Raw genomic sequence first — 13,306 nt, 5'->3', positions numbered from 1 at the left:
CCTCAATCTCCAAAGATCATGAATGGTCGTTCAGGCGTCTCTGGTAGGTCTCGCACTCGGCGAGCCAGTCCAGCAATTCGTCCTCGCGCCGGTCGAACTCTTCTTCGTCGATGTCCCCGCTCAGCAGTTCACGTTCCAGCTCGGCCAGTTGCGTACGTACGGGGCCGGGGTCGTAGTGCTCGCGTTCGGCGGCCTGCACCACCTGGTCGAGAACCCAGACCGTGCCGCGCATCGGCGCGAGCGGAAAAGTGAGCAGCTGGGATATGAGCCCCATGAGCGAGTGCCTCCCCTCCGCGAGGGACGAATGTCAGACGAAGCTGTACGGGGGGAGCGGGCCGTTGAGCGCGAACGTGTAGTCGTCGCCCCTGCGCTCCGCCTCCTCGTGCACCGCCTGCGCGAAGGCGGAGGCCTCGTCGCGCCGTACGAGATAGGAGACGTTCAGGAAATGGGTCTTCGTGGGCTCTCCCTCGGAGACCCTTTCCGCGGCGTCCGCCAGCGCGGCCGCGACGTCCCGTCCCACTGCTTCCTGCCTCGCCTGGATCTCGCGCGACACGAGCTCGCCGAGGGCCATCATCTGGTCCTGCGCGCCCGGGTTCTCCCGGGTGTACTCGCTGAGCCGCCGGGCCTCGGACGATTCGGTGAGGATCTCCCGCAGCATGCTCTCCTCGTCACGCGAGACCTTCACGTTGTACTCGAGGCGGCCGTCCAGCTCGGAGAGGCGAGCCGTGTAGCTGTCCTTCCCCTGCTCGAGCGCGGCGCGCACCTGGTCGTCGTCCGGCCCCACGAGGCCGAAGCGCATCGGCAGGGCCGCGCCGTCGGCCATCAGCCGCTCCAGCACGCTCTGGTGAGCGACGAGGTCACGTCGCTTCGCCCGCAGTTCGGCCGGCGTGTCACTGACCACCGCGCCGAGAGCGCCCGTCTTGACGGTGCGCAGGTCCGACGCCGGTTCCCCGACCCCGGACAGGCCGTCCAGCCGCAGCGGGTGATCGGCCGCGGTGATGGCGTAGATGTAGGTCGGCATGTGTTACTCCTCCCCGCGCTGGGACGTGCGGCGGCTGCTGCTCGAAGCGGAGGTCTTGCGCGCCGGCCGCTTCTCCTTCTCCTTGTCGTCGGAGCTGTCCCGGCCGCCCTGGAGGGAGTCCGTGAAAGCTTCGACCGCGCCGGTCAGGGCGCCTTTCGACTTGCCCTTGGCGCCGCTCTCGACCGTGTCCCCGACTATGTCGGTGAGCTGGGCCGGAGCCTTGCGGCCCGACTCCAGGTCCAGCCGGTTGCACGCCTCGGCGAAGCGCAGATACGTGTCCACGCTGGCCACCACGACACGTACGTCGATCTTGAGGATCTCGATACCGACGAGCGAGACACGAACGAAGGCATCGATGACGAGCCCCCTGTCGAGAATGAGCTCAAGGACGTCGTAGAGATTTCCGGAACCGCCACCGCTGTTGGAGGCGGCGTTGCTCTGCTGTACGAGACTCATGGTCGGTCTTCCTTCCAATGAGTTGTTCACTCGGATACGGCTGCTCGGAGGCGGACCGGCTCAGCGGTCGACCTGCCCTCGCGAGTACCGTCGAATTCGTTCGTAGCCCACGAGTTGGCCCTGGCCGTCGAGCCTCACGCGATAGGAGGCCATGACGCTCATGGTGTCGGGGATCTTCTCGATCTCGACGACTTCCACATCCGCCGTCCAGCCGTCGTCCGTCGCATTCAGCGAAGAGACCGAATCGGGTTCGCGCTGGAGGAGTGCGGCAAGTTGTTCGGCTGCGTTTCGCATCGCCGTGGAGACATCGACCCGGCCGTTGCCGCCGTGGTCGCTCTTGTTGTTCTCGGTCGTCGCCATGTGTTTCACCTGCCGTGCGTCATCGTGGCTTCCTGTCGGGTCCGTCCGGTCAGCTGTTCGTTCGGGGGATGCACTCCGCGTGCCCATGAGATCCGAACGTATGCCTGACGCCTCATCACGCCTTCCACACAGCTGCGGATTTTTGGCGTGCGGTCCCGGGCCCCGGCCCCTGGCCGGATCGCCGGGCGCACGCGAGGAGGCCCTGCCGCGTCGGGGGAAGCGCGGCAGGGCCCGTACAGCCGGATGCCCGGTGAGCGGCCCGGCATGCGGGGCGACGGCCCGTGTGGCGGGCGTCACTGCCGGCGGGCTCCGGACGGAGTCCTGCCCGGGGTGGGAGGCGGGCGGAGGTGACCGCCGCCCGGCCGGGCGCGCACGGCGGGGTGTCCGGCCGCCCGGCCGGCTCGCGGCGGCGGCTGCCCCGGCGCCCGCGCCCTCGCGTGCCGGGGTGGGGGAGACCGGATGCCCGGGTGAGGTGGCGGGGGCGAAGGAGACCGGATGCCCGGGACCCCTGAGGCTCCGGGGCCCCCGATCCAACGAGGCGAGACGTACCGTATTGCCTCACAGGGCGAGGACCTCGGTCACGACGAAGGCCCGGCCTGCTTCCGCAGGCCGGGCCTTGATCACGCAAGGGTGAGTAACGGGACTTGAACCCGCGACATCCTGGACCACAACCAGGTGCTCTGCCAGCTGAGCTATACCCACCATGTCGCCCGGTCGCTTCACTGACCGGCCGAGAAAAAGTGTACAGGGTCCGAGCGGGTGCTCGCGCCCGCGTTCTCCGGGACGGGTCCACGGGCCCCGGAGGGCCCGTGACCAGCGGCTGGGCGCCTACTGCCCGGCGGGCGGCGTGTGGCGCGCCGCGATCTCCTTGGCGCGTACGGAATCCGGGCCGGGCTGCGGCACGAAGACCGCGTCCCGGTAGTAGCGCAGCTCCGTGATGGAGTCCCGGATGTCGGCGAGCGCCCGGTGGTTGCCGTTCTTGTCCGGACTGTTGAAGTACGCCCTCGGGTACCAGCGGCGCGCCAGCTCCTTGACCGAGGACACATCGACGATCCGGTAGTGGAGGAAACCCTCCAGCGACGGCATGTCACGCGCCAGGAAGCCCCGGTCGGTGCCGACCGAGTTTCCGCACAGCGGGGCCTTGCCCGGCTCCTTCACGTGCTCGCGGACGTACGCCAGGACACGCTCCTCGGCGTCCGCCAGGGTCGTGCCCCCCGCCAGCTCGTCGAGGAGGCCCGAGGCGGTGTGCATCTGCCGCACCACCTCGGGCATCGTCTCCAGGGCCGCGTCCGGAGGGCGGATCACGATGTCCACCCCTTCACCGAGCACGTTCAGTTCCGAGTCGGTGACCAGGGCCGCCACCTCGACGAGTGCGTCGTCCGTCAGCGAGAGCCCGGTCATCTCGCAGTCGATCCACACCATACGGTCGTTCATGCGCCCCACCCTACGGGGCGCTGCGCTGCCCCGGCAGGGCCGGGCGGCCCGGAGCGTACGCCTCGGGACCCGGTACGAGGCGCTCCACGGAGCCGCCCGGAGGGGCGGCCGCCGTCACCGGCGACAGACCGGACGAGGACGCCGCGGCGGCCCGCCGGCCCGCCGCCGTGCCCTGGACGGGCACGGACGTCTCCAGCACCGTGGTGACGCTCTCCAGCGCCCCGCCCTGCGGACGGCGGGCCCGGTAGGCGGCCCGGTACGCGGCGGGGGAGGAGCCCAGCTGGCGGCGGAAGTGCCCGCGCAGCGCGACCGGCGAGCGGAAGCCGCAGCGGCCCGCGACCTCGTCGACCGAGTAGTCGGAGGTCTCGAGCAGGCGCTGTGCCTGCAGCACGCGCTGGGTGATGAGCCACTGGAGAGGCGCGCTGCCCGTGAGCGAGCGGAACCTGCGGTCGAAGGTCCGCCGGCTCATGTAGGCGCGCGCCGCCAGGGTCTCCACGTCGAACTGCTCGTGGAGGTGCTCCAGGGCCCAGGCCACGACCTCGGCGAGCGGGTCCGAGCCGATCTCTTCGGGTAAAGACCTGTCGAGGTAGCGCTCCTGACCCCCGCTGCGCCGCGGCGGTACGACCAGCCGGCGGGCCAGGGCCCCGGCCGCCTCGGTGCCGTGGTCGGTACGGACTATGTGGAGGCACAGATCGATTCCGGCCGCAGTCCCGGCCGAGGTGAGCACATCGCCGTCGTCGACGAACAGCTCACGCGGATCGACGTGCACCGACGGATAGCGCTTGGCCAGCGTCGGTGCGTACATCCAGTGCGTGGTGGCCGGGCGGCCGTCGAGCAGGCCGGCTGCGGCGAGGACGAAGGCCCCCGTGCAGAGTCCGACGATGCGGGCACCCTCCTCATGGGCGCGGCGCAGCGCGTCCAAAGCCTCGGCGGGCGGCGGGGAGGTGATGGACCGCCAGGCGGGCACCACGACGGTGCCGGCCCTGCTGATCGCCTCCAGGCCGTACGGCGCGCTGAGTTCGAGCCCGCCGGTGGTGCGCAGCGGCCCTTCCTCGCCCCCGCAGACCAGCAGGCGGTAGCGGGGAACTCCCGCGTCCTGCCGGTCGATCCCGAAAACTGAGAGCGGAATGGAGCTCTCGAAAATAGGGCCGCCACTGAACAGCAGCACGGCTACGACTTCTCGGCGTCGCCGCCCGGTCAGTTTCCGTGCGGCCTCCGTTGCGGTGGCGGAGTCCTGGCTCATGACGCTAAGCCCCCCTCGGTGTTCGCGTCTTCCTGGTCCCTACGGGCCTGTCGCTCCTGCACGTTTCCCCTCGGTCTCGCACGCGTCCCCAGTCCTCGAGATTCAAGATCGAATCTACTGCGTCCCATGGACCCGACGTGACACGTTCCCCCACCGGCACTATGTCGACAAGGCAACTTGGCGCGAAGCGTTCGATCACGAGCGTTTCACCCGTGAGCCCCCACAGGGAAGTGCGCATCGCGATCATGGCCCGTCCCCGTAGGGTCAAAGCGTACCGCGCGGTCTATTCCTGCCTGGTGGCACGTGGGGTAGGCGGCTCCGAGGCCAATAAAAGGAGGTGGAGGGGAAGTTGGCTGAAAACCGATGGTTGCGTGCGCGGATTCCAGTCATGTGACCGGCGTACGCCCCCCTCGGCCGGGGCGTCCATGCGCCTCCAGGGCCTCTCGATGCCGCGTGGACCCCGGAGGGGAACGATGCGCAGTCGCGCGATGGCGGGGTGTGACGGGCCGGCCGGGAGGGGCTGATGGCGCATTCGGCCGCCTCGTCCGGGTCGCCGCTGGAGCGGACCGGAGGACGTGCCCAGGGATCCGTTGAAGCGTCCACGAGCTGGATGTACGACGCAACCGGCATTGCCATACGGGGCCGTCTCGGGCATGCTCCCCCCATTGCCGCCTGCGCTGTGCGAGGGCTGGGCAGTGGAGGGGTGGCGCCGTACCCTTGAGGGTAGGGGGTTGGGAAGATGTTTCCCGGACACAGCTTCACCGCTCGCAGGTACACCTACACAACCGCTCCCTCCTCACGAGGACTCTCTTCGCCGAGACACCGATGGCCGGTCACGAAATCCCTGAACCCGCAGACCGCAAGCAGGTAGCCGACCCCGGGTCGGAACCGCGGACGGTCGGAGAGTCGCGCCCTTCCTGCGACCCCGCGTTCCGTCATGGGGTCGTGGTCGGTTTCGACGGTTCCATGTCCAGCGAGCGCGCCCTGGCGTACGCCATCGGAATGGCCAGCCGGCACAGCTCCGGGCTGATCATCGTCCATGTGGCGAACCGGCTGCCGACCACGGTCTGGGCGGGCTGCGAGCCGCCCGTCTTCGTCGATGTGCCCGACCACCGCACCGAGGTCCTGGGCCTGGAGCTGGCGTGCGCGGACTATCTCGCCGAGGTGCCCTGGGTGCTCGTGGAGCGCGGCGGGGACATCTGCCACGAGCTGGAGGAGGTCGGCCGGGAGTATTCGGCCGACGCGATCGTCGTCGGGTCGACGCACGGCATCGTGGGCCGGATCTTCGGCTCCGTGGCCGGCCGTCTCGCGCGCCGCGCCCAGCGCCCGGTCATCGTCATCCCCTGAACCGCGAAAGGCTCCTGACGTCGCGTCAGGAGCCTTTCCGGGTGTCCGCACGCGGCGGTGCGGGCGCGACTACTCGACGGTGACCGACTTCGCCAGGTTGCGCGGCTTGTCGATGTCACGGCCCATCGCCAGGGCCGTGTGGTAGGCGAGCAGCTGCAGCGGGATGCCCATCAGGATGGGGTCCAGCTCGTTCTCGTTCTTCGGGACGACGATCGTGTGGTCGGCCTTCTCCTGCTCGCGGTGGGCGACCGCGAGAATCCGTCCGCTGCGGGCCTTGATCTCCTCCAGCGCCGCGCGGTTCTTCTCCAGCAGGTCGTCGTCGGGGACGATCGCGACCGTGGGGAGTGCCGGCTCGATGAGCGCGAGGGGGCCGTGCTTGAGCTCCGAGGCGGGGTAGGCCTCGGCGTGGATGTACGAGATCTCCTTGAGCTTCAGGGAGGCCTCCAGCGCGACCGGGTAGCCCCGCACACGGCCGATGAACATCATCGACTGGGCGCCCGCGTACTCCTCGGCCAGCTTCTTGATCTCGTCCTCCGACTCGAGGATCTGACCGATCTGCTCCGGCAGCCTGCGCAGGCCCTCGATGATCCGCTTGCCGTCGGACACCGACAGGTCGCGGATGCGGCCCAGGTGCAGGGCGAGCAGGGCGAAGGCCACCACGGTGTTGGTGAAGCACTTGGTGGAGACGACGCAGACCTCGGGGCCCGCGTGCACGTACATGCCGCCGTCCGCCTCGCGTGCGATCGCCGAGCCGACGACGTTCACGACGCCCAGGACGCGCGCGCCCTTGCGCTTGAGCTCCTGCACGGCCGCCAGCACGTCGTAGGTCTCCCCGGACTGCGAGACGGCGACGTACAGGGTGTCCGGGTCCACGACGGGGTTGCGGTAGCGGAACTCGGACGCGGGCTCCGCGTCCGCGGGGATGCGGGCCAGCTCCTCGATGAGGCCGGCGCCGATCAGTCCCGCGTGGTACGAGGTGCCGCAGCCCAGGATCTTGATCCGGCGGACCCCGCGGGCCTCGCGGGCGTCCAGGTTCAGGCCGCCCAGGTGGACGGTGGAGAAGCGGTCGTCGATGCGGCCGCGCAGCACGCGGTCCACGGCGTCGGCCTGCTCGGAGATCTCCTTGTGCATGTAGGTGTCGTGGCCGCCCATGTCGTACGACTCGGCCTCCCACTCGACGGTGGTCGGCGTGGCGGTCGTGGTCGAGCCCTCCGTGGTGTACGTACGGAAGTCGTCGGCCTTGAGGGTGGCCATCTCGCCGTCGTCGAGGGTGACGATCTGGCGGGTGTGCGTGACCAGGGCCGCCACGTCGGAGGCGACGAACATCTCCTTCTCACCGATGCCGAGCACGACCGGGGAGCCGTTGCGGGCGACGACGATCCGGTCGTTGAAGTCGGCGTGCAGGACGGCGATGCCGTACGTGCCCTCGACGGACTTCAGTGCCTCGCGGACCTTCTCCTCCAGCGTGACGGCCTGGGAACGGGAGATCAGGTGCACCAGCACCTCGGTGTCGGTCTCGGAGAGGAACTCGACCCCGTCGGCGACGAGCTTCGCGCGGAGCTCGGAGGCGTTGTCGATGATGCCGTTGTGGACGACGGCGACCTTGTTCTCCGCGTCCAGGTGCGGGTGCGCGTTCTCGTCGCTCGGGGCGCCGTGGGTGGCCCAGCGGGTGTGGGCGATGCCGGTGGTGCCGGCGAAGCGCTTGGGTACGCGGGACTCCAGCTCCCGGACCCGGCCCTTGGCCTTGACCATCTTCAGTGCGCCCGGCTTGCCCGCGGGAGCCTTGCCCGTGATGACGATGCCCGCGGAGTCGTAGCCCCGGTACTCCAGCCGCTGCAGGCCCTCCAGCAGCAGCGGAGCCACGTCACGCTTCCCGATGTATCCGACGATTCCGCACATGTCTCTGCCCCTCCATCGACGTACAAGTCCTGTGCCCGGCCGTCCGTCCCGTTCAGCCGTAGACGATGCGGCGCAGCTGCCGGAGCGAGAGCTCCTGCGGTGCCACCGCGCGGTGCGGCAGCTCGGCTGCGATCCGCTCGAAGATCTCCGGGTTCACCAGGCCGCCGGCCTGCATCTCGCGGTGGCGGCGCCGGACGAAGTCCTCGGTCGTCTCGTCGAAGTACGCCAGCACGTCGAGGATCACCCGGGCGGCCTCGCCGCGCTGGAGCGCGGTGGAGCGTACGAGGTGGTCGATGAGGTCGTCATGCGTGGGGCGGCGTTCGAGCACTCGTCGATATTGCGTGGATCGGAGAAGTTACGCAAGAAATCTGCCCGATATCGGGCAGGAACCTCACCCTCTGGAGTGTTTATGTCTGAGATGACCCTTAGGTCCTTGTCCGGCCCCGCCCGGGAGAGCGGGGCCGGACACCGGGCTCAGTGGTCCGCGATCGGGTTCCTCAGCCTGCCGGTCAGCTGGAGCGCGCCCGCCGGGTCGTCCAGGTCGACCATCTGCCGGTTGTCGCGCAGCTGCAGCCGGTTCAGGCAGGACAGCGCGAACTCCTCCGTGAACAGGTCGTACTGCTCGAACTTGTCCGCGAGGTGCGGCACCGACTGCTGGTAGCCCCGGACGCACTCCGCGACCGTCCGCCAGAAGGCCTCCTCGTCGAGGACCCCCTCCGTGGCCAGGTCCGCTCCCAGGAAGCGGAGGAAGCAGTCGAAGACGTCGGTGAACACCGACAGCAGTTTCATGTCCTCCGGGACGTCGGCGCGGATCCGCTCGACCTGGGGCGGCAGCACCGCGTCCGGGTCCATGACCGCGATCTCCTCGGCGATGTCCTTGAACACGGTCCGTCGGACGACACCGTCCTCGATCACCAGGATCACGTTCTCGCCGTGCGGCATGAACACCAGGTCGTACGCGTAGAAGCTGTGCAGCACCGGCACCAGGTACGCGTCCAGGTAGCGCCGCAGCCAGTCGGCCGGGTCCAGACCCGACTCGGTGATCAGCGCGCCCGCCACCGAGCGGCCCTCGCCGTCGGTGTGGAGCAGTGCGGCCATCGTCGCCAGCCGCTCGCCCGGGGCCAGGGACGGGACCGGGCTCTCCCGCCACAGGGCGGCCAGCATCTTCAGGTACGGGGACCCCTTGGCGGTCGCCGCCTCGTAGGCCCGGTGGCGGTAGCCGATGGCGGCCCGCTCCCGGATGATCGAGAAGCCGGTCCCGCGCAGCAGGTCGTCGCGCTCGATCAGGCCGGCCAGCCAGTCGTTGATCGCGGGGGTCGCCTCCATGTACGCGGCGGAGAGCCCCCGCATGAAGCCCATGTTCAGCACGGAGAGCGCCGTCTTGACGTAGTGCTTCCCGGGGTGGTCGGCGTTGAAGAAGGTCCGGATCGACTGCTGGGCCAGATAGGAGTCCTCTCCCTCGCCCAGGCAGACCAGGTGCCGCTGTGCCACCTCGCCGGCGAAGGTGACGGCGAGCTTGTTCCACCACTGCCAGGGGTGCACCGGGATCAGCAGGTAGTCGTCGAGGTCGAGCCCGAGGCCGCCCATCCTGGCGGCGAACCGGGCGCGCGTCTCCTCGCCGATCTCGCCCGCGATGAGCGTGGCGTAGTCCAGCCCGGCGCCCGCCGTGAAGGTGGCGCGATCGCGCCTGGCGGCCAGCCAGACCAGCTTGATTCCGGCCGCCGCCTCTGGGGCGTACGCACGGTATTCACCGACCCCGAAGCCGAGCCGCCCGTTGTTGGCGACAAAGCAGGGGTGCCCTTCGGTCATGCCGGTCTCGATGGCCTGGAAACCGGCCACGGCGAGCTCTGCGGACGCGGTCGGTTCCTTGGTCAGTTTGTACGCGGTTCCGGCCAGTGTGGAGGAGATCTCCTCCAGGTACACGGGCAGGACCTCCGCCGAGAGCCCCAGCGTGGAGCGCAGCTCGACGAAGAACTCCAGCGCGTCCAGCGGGAGCTCCGAGCCGTGCCGGTGACGCGTGATCGACCCGGCGTCGACCTGCCAGTGGTCCAGCGCGAAGCGGCGGGCGGCGAAGCGGTACTCGACCGCCTGGTCGTCGCTCCGCACGCCGTAGAGGCCGTCCCCGGCCGGGACGGGGACCAGCAGCCGTTCGTGGGAGAACTCGGCCAGCGCCTTGCGGATCAGCAGCCGGCCGGCGACGGCCCAGCGTTCCGGGGTGAGGTGGCCGACGGCGGCGGCGGTCGCGGGGGTCGTGGTCATCGTCCGGCTCCAGTGGTCGCTGCCTCGAACTGCTCGCGGGTGCAGGTGCTGAGCAGGGCCTGTTTCTCCGGCTTGGTGATCTCCCGGACCACCTCGAAGCCGACGGCCTTGTTCAGCGCGTGTACCGCGGTGTTGGTGACGTCGGGTTCGACGACGACCCTGCGCACCAGCGGGTCGGCGAACAGCGTCTCCATGACGGCCGTGATCACGGCCCGGGTGAAGCCGTGCACGGGAGTCTCCGGCGGGGCGACCAGGAAGTGCATCCCGACGTCGCCGGGCTCCGCCTCGTACAGCCCCTTGAGCTCGACCTCCGTGGGGTCGTAGCGCTCCATCAGGAAGGCGGGGCGGCCGTCGTGCAGTCCCATGAAGGCGTCGTGGTGCGGGTGCGCGGCTATGGCCGTGTACTCCCGCTCGACGTCCTCCGGCCGGGCGTCCCCCATCATCCAGAAGGCCGACCTGGGGTGGGTGACCCACGCGTGGACCAGTTCGGTGTCGGACCTGCGGCCCGCCGGGGCGGGGGAGAGGTCCAGGGGGCGGACGGTGAACGTGCCGAGCGGTTTCGTGCTGGTCATACGGCGAACTCCTGGAAGGCGACGGACTTCTCGACCGGGTAGTACTCACGGCCGAGCAGTTCGCCGATGATGTACGCGTTGCGGTAGGCACCCATGCCCAGGTCGGGTGAGGTGATCGAGTGGGTGTGCACCCCGGCGTTCTGGAGGAAGATCCCGCGCCCGGTGGTGTCGATGCTGTAGTTGCGGGCGACGTCGAAGCGGCCCCGGCCGTCGTGCCGTATCCGGTCGGTGACGGGCTCCAGGAAGGCCGGTGCGGCGTACCGGTAGCCGGTGGCGAGGATCAGGCCCTCGCTGTCGAGCTCGTAGTCCCTGCCCTGCTCCTCCTGGCGCAGACCCAGCGTGTACGTCCCCGTCGGCCCGTCGTACCGCGCGCTGTCCAGCGAGGAGTTGGTGAGCAGGCGGGTGGGGACGGGGCCCGCCAGGTTCTTCCGGTAGAGCAGGTCGAAGATCGAGTCGACGAGCTCGCCGTCGATGCCCTTGAAGAGGCCCTTCTGGCCGGTCTCCAGCCGGTAGCGGGTGTCCTCGGGCAGCGCGTGGAAGTAGTCCACGTACTCCGGCGAGGTCATCTCCAGCGTGAGCTTGGTGTACTCCAGGGGGAAGAACCGGGGGGAGCGCGTCACCCAGTTCAGCCGGTATCCGTGCACGTCGATCTCGGAGAGCAGGTCGTAGTAGATCTCCGCCGCGCTCTGCCCGCTGCCCACCAGCGTGATCGACTTCTTGGACTGCAGTGCCGCCTTCTCCTGCAGGTAACGGGAGTTGTGCAGGAAGTCGCCGCCCAGGCCCCGGCAGGCCTCCGGAATGTGCGGCGGGGTGCCCGTGCCCAGGACGAGGTGCCGGGCGCGGAACGCGCTGCCGGTTGTGTGGACCGTGTAGAGGCCCTCACACTCGTCGTACGTAACCGACTGTACGGTTTGGTTGAAACGGATACTGCTCAGCTTGGCCGCCGCCCACCGGCAGTAGTCGTTGTACTCGGTGCGCAGCGGGTAGAAGTTCTCCCGGATGTAGAACGAGTAGAGCCTGCCCCGCTCCTTCAGGTAGTTCAGGAAGGAGTAGGGGGAGGTCGGGTCGGCCATCGTCACCAGGTCCGACATGAACGGCGTCTGCAGGTGGGCGCCTTCGAGGAACATCCCCGAGTGCCACTCGAAGTCCGGCTTGGACTCCAGGAACACCCCGTTCAGCTCCTCGACGGGTTCCGTCAGGCAGGCGAGTCCGAGGTTGAACGGACCGAGCCCGATCCCGGCGAAGTCGTACGGAGCGGCTGAGGGCTCAGGAAGCGCGGTCAAGGGACCCTCCCAGGTACTGCTCGGCGTGGCCGGCTATCAGGTCGAGGACGGCGGTGATGTCGGCCGTGGTCGTCCCGGGGTTGAGCAGGGTGAACTTCAGGTACTGGCGGTCGCCCACCTTCGTGCCCGCGACCACGGCCTCCCCCGAGGCGAAGAGGGCCTTGCGGGCGTGGAGATTGGCCCGGTCGATGTCGGCGGGCGTCCGGATGCCGGCCGGGACGTAGCGGAACACCAGCGTGGACAGCTGCGGCTCCACGACGACGTCGTAGCGAGGGTCGGCGGCCAGCAGCCGCCAGCCCTCGGCGGCCAGGTCGCACACCTCGTCGAAGAGCCCGCCCACGCCGTCCGCGCCCATGGTGCGCAGCGTCATCCACAGCTTCAGCGCGTCGAACCTGCGGGTGGTCTGGAGGGACTTGTCCACCTGGTTGGGGATGCGCTCCTCGACGGTGCGCTCCGGATTCAGGTACTCCGCGTGGTACGTCGCGTGGCGCAGGGTGGCCCGGTCACGGACCAGTACGGCGGACGAACTCACGGGCTGGAAGAACGACTTGTGGAAGTCCACGGTGACGGAGTCGGCGTGCTCGATGCCGTCGACGAGACCGCGCCGCGTGGGGGAGGCGAGCAGTCCGCACCCGTACGCGGCGTCGACGTGCATCCAGGTGGCGTACCGCTCGCAGAGTGCGGCGATCTCCGGCAGCGGGTCGATGGAGCCGAAGTCCGTGGTCCCGGCGGTGGCGACGACCGCCATCGGTACGGAGCCCTCCGCCGCGCAGCGTTCGAGTGCCGCCGCGAGCGCGACGGTCCGCATGCGCTTCTCGCGGTCGACGGGGACGGACACGACGGAGCCGGTGCCGAGGCCGAGGAGTCCGGCCGACTTCTGCACGCTGAAGTGGCTGCACTCGGAAGTGAGGATCCGCAGCCGGGTGAACTCCTCGGGGCGGAGCTTGGCCTCCTGGCGGGCCAGCAGCAGGGCCTGCAGGTTGGACTGCGTGCCACCGCTGGTGAAGACGCCGTCCGCCGCGGGGCCGAGCCCGATGCGGGCCGCCGTCCAGTCGATCAGCCGGCGCTCGATCAGGGTGCCGCCGATGCTCTGGTCCCAGGTGTCCAGCGAGGAGTTGACCGCGGAGAGCACCGCCTCGCCGACCACCGCGGGGATGACCACCGGGCAGTTGAGGTGGGCGAGATAGCGGGGGTGGTGGAAGTAGACGGCGTCTCGCAGGTACACCTCGCCGAGTTCGTCCAGGGCGGCGGCCGTGTCGCCGAGCGGCCGGTCGAGGTCGATGGCGTCGACGACGGGGGCGAGGGCGTCGACGCCCATGCCGGTGAACGGCCTCTCGGTGGAGGCGAGTCTGGCTGCGACCTGTTCGACTCCCGCGGTGACGGAGCGACGGTAGTCCTCCGCCGTGGTGCGGTTGAGCAGGTGGGAACGCAT

13 protein-coding genes and 1 tRNA gene are annotated in these 13,306 nt (G+C 69.5%); 1 reads left to right on the top strand and 13 read right to left on the bottom strand.

Translation table 11 applies throughout. The features are described 5' to 3' along the window. Positions 1–16 precede the first annotated feature (16 nt). The 7 genes from ACHFIV_RS27195 to ACHFIV_RS27165 form a co-directional block, all read right to left on the bottom strand. A complete protein-coding gene (locus ACHFIV_RS27195; protein WP_398974296.1) occupies positions 17–274 on the bottom strand; it encodes a gas vesicle protein GvpG in 258 nt (85 codons plus the stop codon). Between the two features lie 33 nt (positions 275–307). Continuing rightward, positions 308–1,021 (bottom strand): GvpL/GvpF family gas vesicle protein, encoded by a 714-nt coding sequence (locus tag ACHFIV_RS27190; protein ID WP_398974294.1) that lies wholly within the window; start codon positions 1,019–1,021, stop codon positions 308–310. 3 nt (positions 1,022–1,024) lie between these two features. Beyond that, positions 1,025–1,477 carry a gas vesicle structural protein GvpA gene (locus tag ACHFIV_RS27185; RefSeq protein WP_398974291.1) on the bottom strand — a complete coding sequence of 151 codons (453 nt, stop codon included), beginning with the start codon at positions 1,475–1,477 and terminating at the stop codon, positions 1,025–1,027. A 60-nt stretch (positions 1,478–1,537) separates the two neighbouring features. Next, the gene (locus ACHFIV_RS27180) at positions 1,538–1,837 is read right to left on the bottom strand and encodes a gas vesicle protein (protein ID WP_398974289.1); all 300 of its coding nucleotides are present in this window, start codon (positions 1,835–1,837) and stop codon (positions 1,538–1,540) included. Positions 1,838–2,466: 629 nt separating this feature from the next. Next, positions 2,467–2,539, bottom strand: a tRNA-His gene (locus ACHFIV_RS27175). A gap of 126 nt (positions 2,540–2,665) precedes the next feature. Further along, positions 2,666–3,271, bottom strand: a complete 606-nt coding sequence (gene orn / locus ACHFIV_RS27170; RefSeq protein ID WP_398974287.1) for an oligoribonuclease — start codon at positions 3,269–3,271, stop codon at positions 2,666–2,668. 10 nt (positions 3,272–3,281) lie between these two features. Continuing rightward, positions 3,282–4,514 (bottom strand): helix-turn-helix domain-containing protein, encoded by a 1,233-nt coding sequence (locus ACHFIV_RS27165; RefSeq protein ID WP_398974285.1) that lies wholly within the window; start codon positions 4,512–4,514, stop codon positions 3,282–3,284. A gap of 825 nt (positions 4,515–5,339) precedes the next feature. Here ACHFIV_RS27165 and ACHFIV_RS27160 point away from each other — a divergent pair. Then, positions 5,340–5,861, top strand: a complete 522-nt coding sequence (locus ACHFIV_RS27160) for a universal stress protein (protein ID WP_398974283.1) — start codon at positions 5,340–5,342, stop codon at positions 5,859–5,861. A gap of 69 nt (positions 5,862–5,930) precedes the next feature. Here ACHFIV_RS27160 and glmS read toward each other — a convergent pair whose 3' ends face one another. The 6 genes from glmS to ACHFIV_RS27130 all read right to left on the bottom strand — a co-directional run bounded on the left by glmS (position 5,931) and on the right by ACHFIV_RS27130 (position 13,306). Further along, entirely contained in the window at positions 5,931–7,760 is a 1,830-nt protein-coding gene (gene glmS / locus ACHFIV_RS27155; RefSeq protein WP_398974280.1) for a glutamine--fructose-6-phosphate transaminase (isomerizing), read from the bottom strand. Between the two features lie 52 nt (positions 7,761–7,812). Beyond that, a complete protein-coding gene (locus ACHFIV_RS27150) occupies positions 7,813–8,088 on the bottom strand; it encodes a hypothetical protein (RefSeq protein ID WP_398974277.1) in 276 nt (91 codons plus the stop codon). Positions 8,089–8,234: 146 nt separating this feature from the next. After that, positions 8,235–10,019, bottom strand: a complete 1,785-nt coding sequence (locus ACHFIV_RS27145; RefSeq protein WP_398974274.1) for an IucA/IucC family protein — start codon at positions 10,017–10,019, stop codon at positions 8,235–8,237. Next, a complete protein-coding gene (locus ACHFIV_RS27140) occupies positions 10,016–10,591 on the bottom strand; it encodes a GNAT family N-acetyltransferase (RefSeq protein WP_398974272.1) in 576 nt (191 codons plus the stop codon). The genes ACHFIV_RS27145 and ACHFIV_RS27140 overlap by 4 nt, the downstream gene beginning before the upstream one ends. Beyond that, positions 10,588–11,874, bottom strand: coding sequence for a lysine N(6)-hydroxylase/L-ornithine N(5)-oxygenase family protein (locus ACHFIV_RS27135; RefSeq protein WP_398974269.1), 1,287 nt, complete (start codon positions 11,872–11,874; stop codon positions 10,588–10,590). The genes ACHFIV_RS27140 and ACHFIV_RS27135 overlap by 4 nt, the downstream gene beginning before the upstream one ends. Further along, positions 11,858–13,306 carry a pyridoxal phosphate-dependent decarboxylase family protein gene (locus ACHFIV_RS27130; protein WP_398974266.1) on the bottom strand — a complete coding sequence of 483 codons (1,449 nt, stop codon included), beginning with the start codon at positions 13,304–13,306 and terminating at the stop codon, positions 11,858–11,860. The genes ACHFIV_RS27135 and ACHFIV_RS27130 overlap by 17 nt, the downstream gene beginning before the upstream one ends.

Source organism: Streptomyces sp. ALB3 (assembly GCF_044385685.1).
Taxonomy (GTDB): Bacteria; Actinomycetota; Actinomycetes; order Streptomycetales; family Streptomycetaceae; genus Streptomyces.
The sequence above is the reverse complement of the archived record's forward strand: the minus strand, read 5'-3'. Positions and strand labels throughout refer to the sequence as shown.